We start from the raw sequence: 17,531 nt of genomic DNA, 5'->3' as shown, positions 1-17,531 counted from the left end.
CCGGAACGACACGAAGGGACAGCATGACCAGAATCATTGCCGGAGCGGCCGGCGGAATGACGCTCAGGACGCTTCAGGGGGACAAGACGCGGCCGACGACGGACCGCGTCAAGGAGGCGCTCTTCTCGCGGCTGGAATCCCGCGGGGCGCTGGCCGATGCGCAGGTGCTGGACCTCTTCGCGGGATCCGGCGCGTTGGGCTTGGAATCAGCCAGCAGGGGTGCGGCCGAAGTGCGCCTTGTGGACCAGGCGCAGAAAGCCCTCGACATCTGCCGCGCCAACGCCAACGCGGTGAACCGGGCCGTCGGACGCGGCGTGGCCAAAGCCGTCCGCGGCAGCGCGGCCGGCTTCCTCGCGCAGGCCCAAGGAGAGTGGGACCTGGTGTTCGTCGACCCGCCGTACGCAATGCCCGAATCCGAGCTTCGCGACCACCTGCGTGCGTTGCTGCCGCTCTTGGCCGCTGACGCGGTCGTCGTCGTCGAACGCTCGAGCCGTTCCCCGGAGCCGGAATGGCCACGGGGAATGGCCACGGTTGCCGACAAGACCTACGGGGAGACCCGCCTATGGTTTGCCGAACCGGTCGAGGTCGACGCCGTCGAGCACTAGTCCCGGATGGGGGCCGAGGGCCCGCAACTCGGTCAGGAAAGCGCGCGGGAAGGGCTCGGCCGACGCCAAGGCCACCAGGTTTCCAGGGAAGCGTCCGGTGAACATGTTGGTTTCGCCGGCGACCGCCACCGTGGGAAAGATCGCTTCGAGGGCTGAGATTTGTGCCGCGGCGAATCGCAATCCCGGCTCGTCGCCAATGTTCACGACCAGTATGCCGTCGGGCTTCAGGACGGCGGCGAGTTCCGCGTAGAAACCGCGGTTCGCGAGATGGGCCGGGGAGTCGCTGCCGGTGAAGATGTCGATGACCACGGCATCCACGGCGGGCCGGCCTTCGGCTACGAACATCTCCATCACCTGTTCGCGTGCATCCCCGATGCGGGTTTCCACGCGTGTGCCCGGCGCCAACGGCAGGGCCTCAAGCACGAAGGCGAAGAGCTCGGGTTCCCAGTCCACCGCGGTTTGTTGGGAGCCCGGACGGGTAGCCTCCACGTAGCGCGGCAGGGTGAGCGCCCCCGCGCCGAGGTGCACGATGGAGATCGGCGCTCCGTAAGGCCGGAAAAGGTCCAGGGCAAACGCAATGCGCCGCAGGTATTCGTAGAGAATCCTCTGCGGATCGCCGCGGTCCACGTGCGATTGCTCGGCTCCGCCGATGCGCAGGACCGCCGCGTCGGGAACCGTGGCGCACGGATCGATCGACGCGTGCACACCGGTCCGGGAGAGGCGCCGCGCGGTGTGTGCGACCGGTGGCATCACAGGCCTTGGCGCAGGCGCGCGAGTCGGCGTACCCCCTCCTCCAGCACCGTGCGCTGCTTGCAGAAGGCGAACCGGAGATGGCCGGAAAAGGACTCCCGGTTGTGCGGCAGGCAGAAGACGCTGATCGGGATGGCGGCCACGCCCACGAGTTCCGGCAGCCGCCACGCCAGTTCAGTGCCGTTCTCGAAACCTAATGGCCTGACGTCGGCGGTGACGAAGTAGGTGCCCTCGGGCACGATTGGTTCCATTCCTGCCGCCTGCAGCCCCTCGCACAGGAGGTCTCGACGGGCCAGATAGTCGGCCGTCAGATCGGCGTAGAAGGCGTCGGATAGCCTCAGGCCGTGCGCGACCGCAGGTTGGTAGGCAGGCCCGGAGCTGTAGCTGAGGAATTGTTTGACGGTGCGCGCCGCGGCGATCAGCTCCGCGGGGCCGGTGAGCCAGCCGACCTTCCATCCCGTCAGGGAAAACGTCTTGCCCGCCGAAGAGGTGGTGAGCGTAATGCCACGGGCCCCCGGGAGGGAAGCCACGGGCACGTGGGTCGTGCCGTAGGTGAGGTGTTCGTAGACCTCATCAGCGAGGATGGTTGCCCCGCTGCGGATGGCGAGGTCCACCACCTTTTGTAGTGTCCCGGCGGCGAAGGTCCTGCCGGTAGGGTTGTGCGGGTTGTTGAGGATCACCAGCCGGGTGCGCGGCGTGAAGGCGGCGGCGAGGTCGTCGTCGGACGGTTCGTAGGAGGGAAGCCGCAGGGGCACGGCCACGTGGTCCGCGCCGCTGAGCGCGATGGTGGCCGCGTACGAATCGTAGGACGGGTCGAAGGTCACCACCTCGTCGCCGGGCCCGACCAAGGCGAGAACTGTAGCCGCAATCGCCTCGGTGGCGCCGGTCGTCACCAGCACCTCGGTGTCGGGGGAGTAGCTCATGCCGTAGAAGCGTTCCTGGTGCTCGGAGATGGCTTCTCGCAGGTCCGGGCTGCCCTGGCCGAGCGCGTACTGGTTCAGCCCTCCCTCGACGCCGGAGGCCGCGATGCGCTTGAGCGCTCCCGGGCCGTCCTGGTCCGGGAACCCCTGACCCAGGTTGATGGCCTCGTGGCGCGTAGCGAGTTGGGTGATTTCCTCGAAGATGGTGACGCCCGGGCGGCCGTCGGGTCCGAGGAGGCCCGTGCGCCAGGCCGTGCGGCGCCAGGGCGTCTCGGGATCGGCGTGCTGTTCGTGTGGCATCTTCCAAGTTCTACCACCGATAGGTCGGACCATGCGCGCCTTCGGTGGCATGGAATTGGGCGCGGAGCACAGCGGTTCGGTGCATGCGTCACCGACCGAGCTCGGCTGCGGGTGTTGCGGTAGATTTCGCTCCATGAGACGCGCCGTATGCCCAGGATCCTACGATCCCATCCACAAGGGCCACATCGAGATCATCGCCCGCGCCAGCAACCTGTTCGACGAAGTCATCGTGGCGGTGTCGACGAACTACTCCAAGAAGTACAGGTTCGCGGAGGAGGAGCGGTTGGCCATGGTGCGGGAGACCGTCACGGGCTTGCGTGGCATCAGCGTCGAGCCCATGGGCGCGGGCCTGCTGGCGGACTTCTGCCGGGACACGGGGGCGGACGCCATCGTCAAGGGCCTCAGGTCGATGACGGATTACCAGTACGAGGTCCCGATGGCGGCCATGAACCGCCATTTGGTCGGCGTGGAAACCGTGTTCCTGACCGCGGACAGCCGGTACACGCACCTGTCGTCGAGCCTTCTCAAGGAGGTCCACGCCCTGGGTGGGGACGTCGACGAGTATCTCCCGCGGTCGGTTCTGAACCGATTCCGCGCCGGCTAATAAGGAGCGGTCGCGGGTTCCAAAATCGTCGCGGGTGTCCAGTAGGCTCAAAACATGAACCAAGCGAAGCGCGTCACCAAAGCCGTCATCCCGGCCGCCGGCCTGGGCACCCGATTCCTCCCCGCCACCAAGGCGATGCCGAAGGAGATGCTGCCGGTCGTCGACGCGCCGGCGATCCAGTACGTTGTGGCGGAGGCGGCCAAGGCCGGTCTGAGCGACGTGCTCATGGTGACCGGCCGCAGCAAGCGCGCACTGGAGGACCACTTCGACCGCGTGCCCAGTCTCGAGGCCACCCTCGAGGAGAAGGGCGACACGGAAAAGCTCCGACGCATCCAGGAAGCCACGGCACTCGGCGACATCCACTACATTCGGCAGGGCGACGCCAAAGGCCTCGGCCATGCCGTCCTCTGTGCGCGGCACCACGTCGGCAACGAGCCTTTTGCGGTCCTCCTCGGTGACGACCTGATCGATGAGCGGGACGAGTTGCTCTCCACCATGCTGGACGTTCAGGAGAAGTCGGGTGGATCGGTCATCGCACTCATGGAGGTGGAGCCGGAGAAGATCAGCGCGTACGGCTGCGCCGACGTTTCGGAGGTTCCCGGCGAGGACCATGTCCGCGTCAACGGGCTGGTGGAGAAGCCGTCACCGGAAGAGGCGCCGTCCAACTTGGCCATCATTGGGCGGTATGTCCTCCATCCCTCCGTCTTCGATGTGCTGGAGCGCACGGCGCCCGGCCGCGGCGGCGAAATTCAGCTGACCGACGCGCTGCAGGAGCTCGCCGGGTCCACCGCGGACGGCGGCGGCGTGCACGCCGTCGTGTTCCGCGGACGCCGCTACGACACGGGCGACAAGCTCAGTTACATCAAAGCGGTCATCAGCCTTGCGTGCGACCGCGACGATTTGGGTCCGGATCTCAAACCGTGGCTAAAGGACTTTGCTGCCGCGCTCTGACACGCCGGTGCGGGGTACGGTTTTGGCTGCGGTGGTCTTCGGGCTAGGATGTAATGTCGGTCTATTGTTCTACGGGAGTTCTCATTAGCGAAAAGCGTTCAGATCGCACGTCGTCACACGGCATCGATCGCAGATCGCCCGTGGTCTTTCAGGTCAGGGACCTCGGGCGCAGCGCGGGGAGCATGACAACCCTCGAAGAGCGGGTCGCGGCACCGGCCGAGCTGGGAGTCGCGTTGATCGGGGTTCGGGAAGGATCGCCAGTCGATCTGGACCTGCGGTTCGAGGCCGTGCACGAAGGGATCCTGGTATCGGGAGTCGCTTACGTCGGAGTCACCGGCGAATGCGGCCGGTGCCTGGGGCCCATCGCGTACGACCTCGAAGCCGATATTCAAGAGCTTTTCTACTACGAGGGCATGGAAATGCCCGACGAGGAAGAAGCCGAGCAGTACCAGGTTGTGGACGACCACGTCGACCTCGAATCTGTGCTGCGGGACGCAGTGGTGACCGCACTGCCGTTCCAGCCGGTGTGCCGGGAGGACTGCAAGGGCCTCTGTTCCGAATGCGGGATCAGCCTCAATGAGGATCCGGACCACCAGCACGAGGTGTTAGATCCTCGCTGGGCAGCCCTTTCCGGGCTGGCCGGCACCGCCGCGAACGATGCGGCGACACGTTCAGATTCAGTCGAGAGAGAAGAGAGTTAGCCGTGGCTGTTCCCAAGCGGAAGATGTCCCGCTCGAATACCCGCGCACGCCGGTCCCAGTGGAAGGCAGAAGTGCCCAACCTGGTGAAGACCGTGGAGAACGGCCGCGTCAGCTATAGCCTGCCGCACCAGGCCAAGCTTGTCACCGACTCCGCCGGCACCGCGCTGTTCCTTGAGTACAAGGGTCGCAAGGTAGCAGACGCCTAACCACGTCTGATGCCTGCACAAGAAGAACTTCTGAAGCGTCTCGGGGTCGATATCGACCCCGGGACGCTTCGTCTTGCCCTGACGCACCGCTCGTACGCCTACGAGCAGGGCGGTATCCCCACCAACGAGCGACTCGAATTCCTCGGGGATTCCGTGCTGGGCTTTTCGGTGACGGACCACCTCTACCGGACGTACCCGGACCTGCCGGAAGGCGACCTTGCCAAGCGGCGTTCCGCCGTCGTCAGCACGCGTGCGCTCGCGGGCATTGCCCGCGCCCTGGGGCTTGGCGAGTTCATCCTCCTGGGCCAGGGGGAAATCCTGACCCGCGGGGCCGACAAGTCCTCCATCCTCGCGGACACGATGGAAGCAGTCATCGGGGCAGCGTACCTGAGCCATGGCGTGGAAGCCGCCCGTCTGCTGGTGCTGCGCCTGGTCGAACCGCTGCTGGCGGAAGTCCACGTATTGGGTGCCGGAACAGACTGGAAGACCGCCATTCAGGAGATCGCCGCGGCCCGGAAGTTAGGCGCCATCGACTATGTCATCCGCGGATCTGGCCCGGACCACGCGCGCCGCTTCGACGCGACGCTGACGATCGGCGGGACACCCTACGGATCCGGCGAAGGACCCTCGAAGAAAGAAGCCGAGCAGGAGGCCGCCAGCGTGTCATGGAAGATGCTGACCGCCTCCGACACCGCGGCCTCTAGGTAGGAACCGTGCCTGAACTGCCCGAGGCTGAAGTGGTGCGCCGCGGCCTCGAATCCTGGGTCGCCGGACGCAAGGTCGGGGCGGTGCACGTCCACGATCCGCGCTCCGTCCGGCGCCATGCCGCCGGCCCGGAGCATTTCGCCGCGAGCCTGTCCGGGACAACCGTCACACACGCCGTGCGCCGTGGAAAGTTCCTGTGGATGCCGCTCGAGGGACCCTCGACGCCCACGGCCCTCGTCGCGCACCTCGGCATGAGCGGTCAGCTTCTGGTCGGGGATCCGGAGGCCTCACGCGAGAAGCACCTGAAGGTCCGCGTAGAGCTCTCCGCCGTCCCCGGAATGCCCGGCGAGCTACGTTTCGTCGACCAGCGGATCTTCGGCGGACTCCATCTGTCCGAACTGCGCCCCACCCCGGACGGCGGGCCGGGAGGGCACGGCGATCCCACTCCGCTTATCCCGGCCTCCGCGCTACACATTGCGCGGGACGTCTTGGATCCCGCCTACGGACCCGGAGAATTCCACGCGAGGCTGCGCCGACGCCGGACCCAGATCAAACGGGCAATTTTGGACCAGGGACTTGTTTCCGGCGTCGGGAACATCTACGCGGACGAGGCCCTGTGGGCGTCGCGCCTGCACTACGGGCGGTCCACCACGGGCATGCGACCCACCGACTCCGCGCGCCTCCTTGAAGCGTTGCGCACCGTGATGACCAGTGCCCTGCGCGTCGGAGGCACCAGCTTCGACTCGCTTTACGTGAACGTCAACGGAGCATCGGGATACTTCGACAGGTCGCTTAATGCCTACGGCCGGGAGGGACTCGTGTGCCCACGGTGCCTCGAGGCGGGGCGCGACACCTTGATCCGCCGCGAACCCTTCATGGGCCGTTCATCCTTCGGGTGCCCCGTGTGCCAGCGCATGCCCCGTCCGCGTACGGCGCGCCCCGCCGCGACAGCCGCGGGCTAAGCGATTTCACAGCCTGCCCGCGTACCATTGAACGGTTATCTGGAAGTTATCGCTAGGAGTTCGACTGTGCCACGGCCCGAGATCGCGACGCGCTATGTCGCGAGGCATATGGCTGCGCGGCGTCGCAAGCGGACTCGGACGGCGCTCCTTGCCGCTCTCGGCGTCGTCCTGATTGCGGCGATGGTTGCCGGCGGGTACGTCGCGAACCTCGCTTCCCTGTTCAACGACCGTTCCAACATCATCGCCGGGGTTTTCCCTGACGACCAATCGCGGCCCGCCAAGGCCGTGGACGACGGTTCGCGGAACATCCTGCTCCTCGGATCCGACTCCCGCGGCGACGGATTCAACACCGCGGAGAACAAGGGCGAAGCCGGGGAGCGTTCGGACACCATGATGCTGGTGCATATTCCGGAGGATCGGCGGAACATCTACGTCATGTCGATCGTCCGAGACCTCTGGGTCGAAATCCCGGGTCATGGCGAGCGGAAAATCAACGCCGCACTCGGTCTCGGGGGGTACCCCCTTGTGGTTGGTACCGTCGAAAATCTCCTGGATACGAAGATCGACAATGTCGTCTCCATCGACTTCGACGGCTTCGGGGCCCTCACGGCCGCGCTGGGCGGTGTCACGGTGGACAATCCCATCGCATTTTGTGCCGGTCAGAAGTCCCCAACGTGTTTCAACGTGGGGCCTGTGAAGCTCGAGGGGACTGCCGCGCTCCGCTACGTGCGCGAGCGCAAGGCGTTTGCCGACGGCGACTTCCAGCGGGTGGAAAACCAGCAGCGGTTCGTTAAAGCCGTCATGGACCGATTCCTCACGGCGGAAACGCTCGGAAACCCCGGTGCCATGCAACGCGTCATCGCAGACTTCTCCGGGTACCTCAGCGTCGACGAGACCCTGGACGCCGGAACGATGGGGGGACTCGCGCTACAACTCCGCGGGGTGCGTGGCGACGATGTAGAGATGTTCACCATTCCCACGGGGCCACCCGCAACCGGGCCCGGAGGGGCCGCGATCATCACTCGCGACAACGAAGCCCTTGCGGCCTTGCGCTCTGCGTTGGCGCAGGATGATCTGCGCGGGTTTTTGGGGTCAAATGAACATGGTTCGACGGCGTACGGCGGTTCCATCGTTGACGATGCTGAGCCGGTCAGGGGCACGGATTGAAGGTTCTGCTGATTACGCATTCTTATGACCCGGAGTCAACAGCTCCTCAGCGGAGATGGACGAATTTTGTGGCGGTTTTCCGCAATCGAGGATGGCATGTCGGCGTTGTGGCGCCAATCGCACACCCCGACCGGACGCCGGGCAGCGCGCCACTCACTCGGTTTGGGAAGGCATTCTCGCGAGAGACCGGACGACATGGAGAGACCGTCAGACGCGTCCCCCTGCTTCGACACAGTGAAGGAAGATACAGCAAGCTCGCCAGCAATTTGATCGGGGCCATTTTGATGGTTCCCGTCGCGCTAACCGGGCCTCGGCCCGATGTTGTCATTGCCACCGTTCCAGCTTTGCCCACAATCGCCGCTGGATGGCTAGTCGCTCGATGCCACCGTCGACCGTTGGTCGTTGACATGAGGGACGCATGGCCCGATCTTGCCCGTGACGCGCAATTGGTACGGGCATCTAGCCCGGGACTTATGGAACGGGTTGTGGTGGGAGTCCAACGCCGTGCCGAGCTTGTTGTGACGGTGACCGATGGCTTCGCTGCTGTCCTGCGATCACGGGGATCGCAACACGTGGAGACAATTCCGAATGGCATTCCCCTTTGGCAGTTGCCGGATCCGGCCGCGTGCCGGGAGTTTCAGACGCCACTGCGAGTCCTCTACCTCGGGAACCACGGAGAGAGCCAAGGTCTCGAACTACTCATTGATGCCGCCAAGCTGGCCGGGGATAGGGTCGTGCTCAGACTCGTCGGCAGCGGTACTCGTAAAGAGGCATTAGTTCGTTACGCTCGTGAAATCGGCGTCGCCGTGGACTTTCGGCCGCAGTCACACGGTGAGGAGACTTCCTTGCACTACACGTGGGCCGATTCGTGCGTCGTGGCGCTGAGAGATGACTGGCAAAGCTTCAAATGGACAGTACCGTCGAAAACCTACGAAGTACTGTCGGTAGGCAAGCACGTGACGGGAATTGTCCAAGGCGAGGCAGCTAAAATTCTGAATGTATCCGGTGCGGCCGACATCGTAACCGCGAACGCACAGAGGGTCGCGGCGCTCTGGTGCTCACTCACGGAGGATCCCCGGCGTCTCAACGTGGGATTGGATGGCCGAGAATGGGTTACGCGGAACTGTGACCTTGCATCTCTCGGCGAACGGTATGCTGAACTTCTCAGCGAAACCGTTCGGAGGAAACGCGGGGTGGCGCCGAGTGAACGCCGGTGATGCGGTAGCGATCGGCTTTCCGGGCCGAAAGGTTCCGGCAATTCCTCCCAACCGAGATTCCAACGACTACGGTCGAGGATACCGGCCAGAAATTCAAGGTCTCCGCGCCGTGGCGGTACTGCTCGTGTTGCTTTACCATCTCTGGCCTGCCCGTTTACCGGGCGGCTATGTAGGGGTGGACGTTTTCTTTGTGATCTCTGGTTACCTGATTTCCGACCACTTGAGCCGCGAGCTAAAGTCCGAGGGACGCATATCCTTGGGTCGTTTCTGGGCGCGACGGGTTCGCCGTCTTCTGCCCCTGTCCTTCGTTGTCCTCCTGACCACCGTCGGGTTGGCTCGTCTAACGCTGCCGGCAACCTTATGGGAAGACACGAAGCGCGAGCTGGTTGCTAGTGCCCTCTATGTACAAAACTGGCGACTCGCCGCGGATTCGGTGGCCTATTCCGCATCCGGTGAGGATGCCGGCTTGGCGCAGCATTTCTGGTCGCTGTCGGTGGAGGAGCAGTTCTACGTATTCTGGCCCCTCCTGTTGGTAGCATTCCTCGCTGCCATGTCCAAGTGGCGAACGGTGTCCGACGACGATAGGGGTCGTGCCTTCCTCCTTGTCCTGCTCTTCGTCGGTGGGGTCTCTCTGGCGGTGTCCGTCTTCGTCACCGCATACAGCCCGGAGCAGGCTTATTTCGTCACACCGACCCGCCTCTGGGAGTTCGCCGCTGGCGGGATGGTTGCCGTCGGGCTCCGAGGGAGGCGTCTTAGAGGCAAAGCGGCATTCGTCGGAGGGTGGACAGGTCTTTTGCTCATAGGCGGTGCTGCCTTGCTTTTCAGCTCAGCTACATCTTTCCCAGGGATCGCGGCCGCGCTGCCCGTAGGAGGAACCGTCTTAGTTCTGGCCTCCGCTTCCGTTGGCGGCAGCCTCGGAAGCCACCATTGGCTCTCGATCCGAGCATCGCGCTTCGTCGGGGACATCTCGTATGGGATCTACCTTTGGCACTGGCCGTTGATTGTCGCAGCGCCTTACATCCTCGCCGAAGATCCCGGACTAATTGCCAAGTCGGTTGTTGCGGTCTTGACGGTCCTTCTAGCCTGGGCTTCCCGATTGCTCGTTGAGGATCCTCTCCGCAAGGGTCGATTCCTCTCCGGCACGGGATCTTCTTATGCTTTCGCCGCTGCAGGAATGGCGCTGGTGGTTGCCGCGGCGATGATCTTTCCGATTTTCGGCGATTCGGGCGGCACCGGTCCTACTATGCGTCCGCCTGCGGCCTGCTATGGCCCCGCGGCGTTGGAGCGTCCCGATCAATGCGGCGGAGTGGTGGGCACGCATCGACCGATGCCAACGCCGGAAGAGGTCATACGCGAGAAGGACTCAACTTTTCCATACATTGAGTGCCAGACGCCAGCAACCGCGCAGCGGAATATCCGTTGCGAGCTGGGCACGCCGTCGGCATCCGAGCGCATCGCCCTGATCGGAGATTCCTATGCGGCTCGATGGATCCCCACACTAGACCCGATCGCGCGCGAACGCGGTGTCGTCTTGGAGACCAGTATCAGAAGCCGATGCGCGCCGTCCGTGGCTGCTGTGGAGCCCTCGGGAAGCGCGAAAACGGACCAAGAAAATGCTGCCTGTACTGCTTCCGTGCGCGCTGCCGTAGATGACTGGATTGCCTCTGGACGCGTGCGGACGGTGTTTGTTGCGGCGAGCCAAAGCGCGCGCACCTTTCTTGCGGAACCAGGCGGTTCGGATCAGCCCGATACTGCCGGTTTCAGTAGCTGGTGGACAAAGTTGGAGGATCATGGGATTGAGGTGATCGTGGTGGCTGAAACCCCGCGTATGGCAGAGGAGGCCCCGACATGCCTGGCCGAACACGCGGAAGAACCCTCGCGGTGCAGCATCCCTCGGAATCAGGCGTGGCCGGAGAAACGCCTGTTGACGAATGCCCTCCGGGCAGCGCCCGAGTCCGGCGCGGACTACCTGGACCTCAGCAAGGCATTCTGCGATGTGCGTAGCTGCTACGGTCAAATCGGTTCCGTTGTTGTGTATTCGGATGCTGGACACGTCAGCAGCGCCTATGCAGCCGCCTTGAAGCCACGGTTCGCCTTGGCGTGGGACGCCCTCCGGGGTGTTCGATGAGATTTGACCGGACGCTCCGGTTGCACCCGACCCATGTAAAGACGGGAGTACGCCCATGACGCACAAGACGGTATGCCGCGGTACCCAACGCCTGCGGCAAATTGCAAACAACGTTGGCCTAACTGCTCGGACCGTGCTCGAGCATCTCCGCGACGACCCCGTCACGCTGGTCTTCCAAACGTCGCGTCGCTTCCGCAACCCGGTGACCGAGCGTGCGGCCGTTATCGCGGCACGGGTGTTCCACAACGAGGGTTCGTTTGCGGGCGTCGTTGCGCGATCCATCGCCGGTGACGATGCCGCGGTGGTTAGGTCGTTGGAGGCAGCGGTGGCCGAGGGTGGTGGCCGGCGGCCGTGGCGTCTTGCCGATGTGGCAACCGCGGCGGGGCAGTACGAACTGGCTTCACGCCTGCTGGCACTAGCCAACAGCGATTCCCGGAGCTCTCCGGCCCGGGCACGACTCGCGTGGGACTTGGGTGAAATGAGCCATGCCATAGAATTGCTGGCGCGAAACCAAGGCAACGCCAGGCGACAAAAGTTGCGATACGAGTCCGAGGCGGCGACGTTCTTGGGCAAGAGACCCCAGCTAGGGAGACGGATCCGTTACTTGCCCCGTCCGGGACGGGTGCTGCATCTTGTCACAAACTCGCTGCCGCACACCAGTAGCGGATACGCGCAGAGGACGCAGTCGATCCTACAATCGCTCCAGGAACTCGGCTGGGACGTCTCGGCCGTCACCCGGATTGGCTACCCCGTTCAGGTGGGGCGACTCGTCGCCGCGAACGGCGAATACGTCGCCGGTGTCCACTATCGGAGGCTTCTGCCTTCGCGTCTGGCTTCCGGCTTCGATGGTCGGCTACAGCAACAAGCGGAGATGCTCGCGGATGTGGTGGAACGGGAGCGTCCGGCTGTGCTTCACACAACCACACACTTCGTCAATGCGGTTGTGGTGCGGGCAGTGGCCGAGGCATTCGGACTTCCCTGGGTATATGAAGTGCGTGGACAGTTGGCTGACACGTGGGCGTCGACTCGCCCGGACACGGTTCGGTCGTCCGAGCGGTACCTTGCCTTCCAAGATCGGGAAGCGGAGGCCGCCGCGTCGGCCAGCGCGGTAGTTACCTTGGGGGAGGCCATGAGCCAGGAACTCGTTGCACGAGGAGTACCCCAAAACCGCATCGTACTGTGTCCGAATGCCGTTGGAGAGGCCTTCCTCGCGGAACCCCTCGCGCGGGCGGAGGCCCGCGTGCGCCTAGGCCTGGATCTCGACGTCGAGTACATCGGCACGGTGAGTAGCATCGTGCCATACGAGGGCCTGGATGATCTAGTCAGGGCTTTCGCTATCCTGTGCCCCGACCATGACCGCGTTCGTTTGCTCATCGCCGGCGACGGGACTGCGTTGCCCTCCCTCAAATTGCTGGCCGCGGAGCTCGGAGTGTCACATCGGGTTGATTTCCCCGGACGTGTTCCACGGGAGCAGTCATGGTTGTACCATCAGGCCCTCGACGTCTTCGTCGTTCCCCGGAAGGACCTTGAGGTTACTCGTAGCGTTACTCCATTGAAGCCCGTGGAAGCCTCTGCATCAGCCCGACCCGTCGTCGCGAGCCGTCTTCCAGCACTTGCCGAACTCGTCGCGGACGGGCGCACAGGGCTACTGACTGCGCCTGAGGACCCGCGGGCGCTCGCGGCCTCCATTGCGAGACTGATCGACGATCCGGACGGCGCTGCGGCGCTTGGACGCCACGGCAGGGAATGGGTTTTGCAGGATAGAACATGGGCCGCCAACGCTCACCGCTACGACGGCATCTACCGGCTTGTGTCGGGCGCGCAACCCTCCCCAAGCGGACCGTAGTCAAGGCCCGGCCGGCAACTTTCCGCGGTGCTCTGGCCAGTGCCATAGGGGCTCGTGGACGAGGTTCCGCGAGCCCCCTGCGCCGGCTGGACGAGCTAGATATTTGTCACTATGCCGCTGCTGGCGAACATCAGGGGACGGACTACATGGTCACTCGGTCGTGATTCTAGAAGGCGAACCATGACTCTACTTGCCTTAGGCCACGATGCAGCCTTGAATGCGGTCCGTTCGACCACAAGCCGGAGGGATACCGGCAGTAGTTGCTCGTCGCGAGTCAGTACCCGGATTAGCACCGGATCTTTAGACTCGGCGATGTCGTGCCGAAACAGTTGGTTGCCGACCTTGAATTCGACGAAGATGCGACCGAGGGACTTTGGGTTCTGATAGTTACTCAGGAGCCGAAAACACAGCTCCGAAGGTTCCGGCGAAGAAAGTTCCAAGCCGCCTTCGTACTGAATGGACATGCCCTTCTTCGGTTGGTCCGTGTCCAGTGACAGGTGCAGCGCGATTGGTAGATCGAAGAACGAGCCCTTCTCCCTGGTCGGGAAGCCAACGCCATCAGTAGTCGCGGTCATCCCGATGAAACGGCCACCGATCAGGTCACCCGGCGCATTTCTCCGAAGTACGGGGTATACGCCTTCACCGGGAACGCTGTAGACCGCATCCACTGCGGGGCTTGTGCGGGCGATCGCCTGCGCAGCAACCGCTAAAGAAGCGACGGCATCCTTTTCGAGAGTCTGAACCGCCGCCAGCGATTCCTCCCCCATCCCGTCCACGGACGATCGTACGAGCGCGGCCAGTAGCTCTGCGGGGTCGACCTCCAGTGGGAGCCCGAACTCCGAGCGTCGCACCTCTTCGAAATGACGGCCTACCTTGGGGTCGTAGCAGAGTCCCACTGCCGGTAGGCCCGTGCGATGGGCCACGAGGCAGGCGTGCAGTCGCATCGCGAGCAGCATCTTCGCTGCGGCGTAGACCGAAAGTAGGGTTCCGAGGTCCAATGGTGCAGGCAGTTGAATGAAGGGGACACCGCTGGAGAGATGTTCCGAAACTAAACCGATAGCGCGTGTGTCGAACGAGTCTCCGGCCTGCATGGGGACCCCCACCACGGCAACCTTTCGGTCCCGGGCATACAGGTTGATCGCCTCTGCGACCTTCGAGGATACGCTGGACATGTCCGTGGCTCGCCACGGGCGCATGTTCAGGCAAATGAGTTCGTATCCATCGCTGGCTAATGCGGCGACCTCGGGCGGTAGGGGAGAGCGATCGGTTAGCTCCACACCGTAAACGACGTCCGGGCCAACTGTGACATTGCTCGTATCCACGGGGAGTGATTCGAGAATCTGCGCGGATTCGATGTCCCGGACGTAGAGGCTATCGGTCTGATTCGCAAGAAATTTGACAGTCTTGCGCGCCAGAGGGTCGTCCAGCGGCCCTACTCCAAGGCCCACCACGTGGTATGGCAGGTCCAGAACACGCCCCATCATCGGTAAGATGCCGAAGCCCGCCATGGAGATCGTGCCTCCGTTAAACAGGGAAAGGAGGCCGCCTCCGGATTCAAATGTGTAGTCGTGCCAAAGACCGCCGCCGCCGACGACCACAGCAGCGGCGGTCTGCACTTCATACGCCGAGGCCTGATGCCGGCTGCGCTGGAATGCCTGCAGCCCGTGGAATCGCTCGACATTTGTTGGATTCTCCGCGGCGACGACCACCTGAACACCTGGGTCGGCTTTCGTGAGGGCCGTGGAAATGGAACGAAGAATCAGTTCATCGCCAAGATTATTGGCGCCGTAGAAGCCGGCGACGATGACTTTCTTCGCTCGCGGGAAACTTTGGGCAAGCGTGCCACGTAGCGCCCCTCGGCGCTCGTCGTCGAGCCATGCGGAGTTCTCCGGTGTCAGGTCCGCCAGGCGTGCGAATAGTTCCATCCAACGGTGCTCGTAGAGGTGTTCTTCGATGACGCGGCGGAAGCCGTTCTCCGCAATCCTGTTGTACTCCTCGGGATCCGCGAGGAGCCTGTCGATTTGGCGGGCCAGATCGACCTCATCCTCGTAGCCAATAATGTCCTCGCCATAGGTAAAGAACTTTTCCATCTCTTCGAAGCGTCCCGTCGCAACCAGCGCGCCCTGACCGGCGGATTCGAAGACTCCGCATTTGATGTTGATGAAACCAGCCCTGGTCAACGGGAAATTGACGTGGATGCGTCCGGCCTTCAGGGCCTGAACCATCTCCTCGCCGGCTACGGTCTCCGAATTGGGCAGCTCCCACCCGCGTCCGTAGGTTCGAACGTCGAAGCGCTCCGCCAGCGTGCTCATCATCTGGTTTCTGTCGGGCCGGTTGTTGGCGTGCCCCAGGCAGATGACATCCGCCTCGAACTGGGGGTCGTAGGGGATATCCTGCGTCACAAAACCACGGTCGATGCCGAATGGGAAGTAAACCGTGTTCTTCACGCCCGCATCCTCGTACATGCGAAGCGAGATCTCCGCGTTGGTGGTGTGAAGGTCAAATACGTGATTGTGTCCATGCACCGTTGGAAAAACATCGGGATCACTTAGCGTGATGCCAACGAGGCCGATACCCCGTGTCTTGATCGCGTCCGCGTCCTCTTCCGTGAATGTAAGTCCACCAGCGCAACAGATAATGATCTGGGGAGCGAAACGGTCGATAACGTCTTCGATGGCGGCATACTTCACAAATATCGGTCCCATGCCGCCTGAAACGCCATCCGGGTTGTCGAGAAGGCCTCGGTGGCGGCGCGTATCGATGTCTAGGACGTGGTGTCCGAGGTTACGGAGGGACCGAGACAGTGAAGCGACGATGTCCGTAGTCCCGTTGACCGACGTGCCGATGAAGAGGATGCGCCAGTGGAAGCCTTGGTCGAAGATCTTGCTGGAAAGTTCGCGGCGAAGATTCTCGATGTTTTGTATCACGCGGATCCTTAATGCTGTAGGTGTCTGTTGCGGCTGACGGGCATCGCGCTCCAACAACGAATGGCGATTCCATACTAGCTGTCGTCAACTACCCGGGTGAGGAGACACTCCACTTACGCGGACCGCGATCGGTCATTTGTGCGCCCCACCTGTGGACGCTCCCCGTTGACTGAGATCGACGTGCATATACTGGCAGGGACACAGTGCCGCGGCGGGAGGAACCCGCCGTTCCAGCCGTCCCCGAGTTCCTCTCCTGAGGACGTCCTGCACAAAGTGCGCCAAATGCAGTCGTGAGAAAGTATGAGGATGCTGGAAATCAAGAATGTCGCCGTCATCGGACTGGGCTATATCGGCCTTCCCACCGCAGCCATCCTAGCCACAAACGGTGTTGACGTCGTGGGTGTTGACGTCAACACCAGTACCGTTGACGCGGTAAATCGGGGCGAAGTGCCGTTTGTCGAGCCCGATCTTGGCGGGTACGTGGCTAAGGCAGTCAACAGCGGGTTGCTCAAAGCCACCACTGAGACTCCGCAGGCGGACGCATACATCGTTGCCGTGCCGACACCGTTCAATGTCGACAAGACGGCGGACCTGGGTTTTATCGAAGCCGCGGGCGCGGGTATAGCTCCCCATCTACGGGGCGGCGAACTGGTCATCCTCGAATCGACATCCCCTCCGGGGGCAACCCAACACCTTGCGCGACACATTATGGCATTGCGCCCGGACCTTTCCGAAGGCGACGTCCTGTTCGCGCACTGCCCCGAGCGAGTGCTTCCCGGCAGGGTCATGATTGAACTCGTTTCGAACGACCGCATCGTCGGCGGGTTGAACCAAGAGGCGGCCGAGGCCGCTCGGGATTTGTATCAGGTCTTCTGCCAAGGTGAGATCCTGTTGACGGATGCGAGCACGGCCGAACTAGCCAAGCTCGTGGAGAATTCGTACAGAGACGTGAACATTGCCTTTGCCAACGAACTCTCGGTCATTAGCGACAAGCTCGGCGTCAACGTGTGGGAGCTAATTGAACTCGCCAACCACCACCCGCGTGTCAACATCCTGCAGCCGGGCCCAGGCGTCGGCGGCCACTGCATCGCCGTCGATCCGTGGTTCATTGTCTCCAGCGCACCAGAGGAGGCGAAACTCATCCGCCAGGCGCGTGAAACGAACGACGCCAAGCCGGGTTGGGTCATCGACCAGGTCACAAAGGCTGCGTCGAGGCTGACCGCATCCCCAACAATTGCAATTCTGGGATTGGCCTTCAAAGCCAATATCGACGATCTACGAGAATCGCCAGCCACCGCAATCACCGAGGAACTGGCGCGCTCCTTACCGCAGGCGGAATTGTTGATAGCAGAGCCACACATCAGTGAATTACCGCGCGCCCTGGCCGCCGCTCCAAACGCTTCCCTGATGGACACCGCCGAAGCCGTCGGCCGCGCGGACATCGTGGTACTCCTCGTGGACCATCAGCAGTTCAAGGCAATTGAGGCATCCGATCTAGCCGGACGATGCGTTGTCGACACGCGAGGCATGTGGCGGTAGCCC

Annotated in this window: 14 protein-coding genes; 11 read left to right on the top strand and 3 right to left on the bottom strand. The window is 63.2% G+C overall.

Annotated elements, in window-relative coordinates; genetic code table 11:
- The first annotated feature begins 23 nt into the window (after positions 1–23).
- Positions 24–605, top strand: coding sequence for a 16S rRNA (guanine(966)-N(2))-methyltransferase RsmD (gene rsmD, locus AC0QSG_RS04030; protein ID WP_475376733.1), 582 nt, complete (start codon positions 24–26; stop codon positions 603–605).
- On the opposite strand, the gene AC0QSG_RS04025 is transcribed toward rsmD, so the two are convergent.
- Both AC0QSG_RS04025 and AC0QSG_RS04020 read right to left on the bottom strand, forming a co-directional pair.
- On the bottom strand, positions 561–1,355 hold the full coding sequence (locus AC0QSG_RS04025) for a spermidine synthase (protein WP_475376732.1): 795 nt from the start codon (positions 1,353–1,355) through the stop codon (positions 561–563). The two genes, rsmD and AC0QSG_RS04025, sit on opposite strands and share 45 nt — an antisense overlap.
- The gene (locus tag AC0QSG_RS04020) at positions 1,355–2,575 is read right to left on the bottom strand and encodes an aminotransferase class I/II-fold pyridoxal phosphate-dependent enzyme (protein WP_475376731.1); all 1,221 of its coding nucleotides are present in this window, start codon (positions 2,573–2,575) and stop codon (positions 1,355–1,357) included. The genes AC0QSG_RS04025 and AC0QSG_RS04020 overlap by 1 nt, the downstream gene beginning before the upstream one ends.
- Before the next feature lie 133 nt (positions 2,576–2,708).
- Between AC0QSG_RS04020 and coaD the strand changes: the two genes are divergently transcribed.
- The 9 genes from coaD (at position 2,709) to AC0QSG_RS03975 (ending at position 13,062) form a co-directional block, all read left to right on the top strand.
- Positions 2,709–3,179 (top strand): pantetheine-phosphate adenylyltransferase, encoded by a 471-nt coding sequence (coaD, locus tag AC0QSG_RS04015; protein WP_475376730.1) that lies wholly within the window; start codon positions 2,709–2,711, stop codon positions 3,177–3,179.
- A gap of 54 nt (positions 3,180–3,233) precedes the next feature.
- Positions 3,234–4,130 (top strand): UTP--glucose-1-phosphate uridylyltransferase GalU, encoded by an 897-nt coding sequence (gene galU / locus AC0QSG_RS04010; RefSeq protein ID WP_475376729.1) that lies wholly within the window; start codon positions 3,234–3,236, stop codon positions 4,128–4,130.
- A 140-nt stretch (positions 4,131–4,270) separates the two neighbouring features.
- Positions 4,271–4,831, top strand: coding sequence for a YceD family protein (locus AC0QSG_RS04005; protein ID WP_475376728.1), 561 nt, complete (start codon positions 4,271–4,273; stop codon positions 4,829–4,831).
- Between the two features lie 2 nt (positions 4,832–4,833).
- Positions 4,834–5,037 (top strand): 50S ribosomal protein L32, encoded by a 204-nt coding sequence (rpmF, locus tag AC0QSG_RS04000; protein ID WP_435726782.1) that lies wholly within the window; start codon positions 4,834–4,836, stop codon positions 5,035–5,037.
- Between the two features lie 9 nt (positions 5,038–5,046).
- A complete protein-coding gene (gene rnc / locus AC0QSG_RS03995) occupies positions 5,047–5,745 on the top strand; it encodes a ribonuclease III (RefSeq protein ID WP_475376727.1) in 699 nt (232 codons plus the stop codon).
- 5 nt (positions 5,746–5,750) lie between these two features.
- The gene (gene mutM / locus AC0QSG_RS03990; RefSeq protein WP_475376726.1) at positions 5,751–6,704 is read left to right on the top strand and encodes a bifunctional DNA-formamidopyrimidine glycosylase/DNA-(apurinic or apyrimidinic site) lyase; all 954 of its coding nucleotides are present in this window, start codon (positions 5,751–5,753) and stop codon (positions 6,702–6,704) included.
- Between the two features lie 66 nt (positions 6,705–6,770).
- Entirely contained in the window at positions 6,771–7,871 is a 1,101-nt protein-coding gene (locus tag AC0QSG_RS03985; RefSeq protein ID WP_475376725.1) for an LCP family protein, read from the top strand.
- A gap of 1,098 nt (positions 7,872–8,969) precedes the next feature.
- Positions 8,970–11,216 carry an acyltransferase family protein gene (locus tag AC0QSG_RS03980; protein ID WP_475376724.1) on the top strand — a complete coding sequence of 749 codons (2,247 nt, stop codon included), beginning with the start codon at positions 8,970–8,972 and terminating at the stop codon, positions 11,214–11,216.
- Positions 11,217–11,271: 55 nt separating this feature from the next.
- Entirely contained in the window at positions 11,272–13,062 is a 1,791-nt protein-coding gene (locus AC0QSG_RS03975) for a glycosyltransferase family 4 protein (protein ID WP_475376723.1), read from the top strand.
- A 95-nt stretch (positions 13,063–13,157) separates the two neighbouring features.
- Here AC0QSG_RS03975 and AC0QSG_RS03970 read toward each other — a convergent pair whose 3' ends face one another.
- Positions 13,158–15,989: a polysaccharide pyruvyl transferase family protein gene (locus AC0QSG_RS03970; RefSeq protein ID WP_475376722.1), complete on the bottom strand. Its 2,832-nt coding sequence runs from the start codon at positions 15,987–15,989 to the stop codon at positions 13,158–13,160.
- A gap of 306 nt (positions 15,990–16,295) precedes the next feature.
- Here AC0QSG_RS03970 and wecC point away from each other — a divergent pair, with 306 nt between their 5' ends.
- A complete protein-coding gene (gene wecC / locus AC0QSG_RS03965) occupies positions 16,296–17,528 on the top strand; it encodes a UDP-N-acetyl-D-mannosamine dehydrogenase (protein ID WP_475376721.1) in 1,233 nt (410 codons plus the stop codon).
- Positions 17,529–17,531 lie beyond the last annotated feature (3 nt).

The organism is Arthrobacter sp. LT660 (assembly GCF_056172845.1).
This window is presented reverse-complemented; position numbering and strand designations above follow the sequence as displayed.

What these genes read in the sequence shown, in the direction of transcription:
- coaD (WP_475376730.1), top strand. Translation starts at nt 2,709, where the DNA reads ATGAGACGCGCCGTATGCCCAGGATCCTACGATCCCATCCACAAGGGC.
- AC0QSG_RS04020 (WP_475376731.1), bottom strand. Translation starts at nt 2,575, where the DNA reads ATGCCACACGAACAGCACGCCGATCCCGAGACGCCCTGGCGCCGCACG.
- AC0QSG_RS04025 (WP_475376732.1), bottom strand. Translation starts at nt 1,355, where the DNA reads ATGCCACCGGTCGCACACACCGCGCGGCGCCTCTCCCGGACCGGTGTG.
- AC0QSG_RS03975 (WP_475376723.1), top strand. Translation starts at nt 11,272, where the DNA reads ATGACGCACAAGACGGTATGCCGCGGTACCCAACGCCTGCGGCAAATT.
- rsmD (WP_475376733.1), top strand. Translation starts at nt 24, where the DNA reads ATGACCAGAATCATTGCCGGAGCGGCCGGCGGAATGACGCTCAGGACG.
- galU (WP_475376729.1), top strand. Translation starts at nt 3,234, where the DNA reads ATGAACCAAGCGAAGCGCGTCACCAAAGCCGTCATCCCGGCCGCCGGC.
- rnc (WP_475376727.1), top strand. Translation starts at nt 5,047, where the DNA reads ATGCCTGCACAAGAAGAACTTCTGAAGCGTCTCGGGGTCGATATCGAC.
- AC0QSG_RS03980 (WP_475376724.1), top strand. Translation starts at nt 8,970, where the DNA reads ATGGCCGAGAATGGGTTACGCGGAACTGTGACCTTGCATCTCTCGGCG.
- wecC (WP_475376721.1), top strand. Translation starts at nt 16,296, where the DNA reads ATGCTGGAAATCAAGAATGTCGCCGTCATCGGACTGGGCTATATCGGC.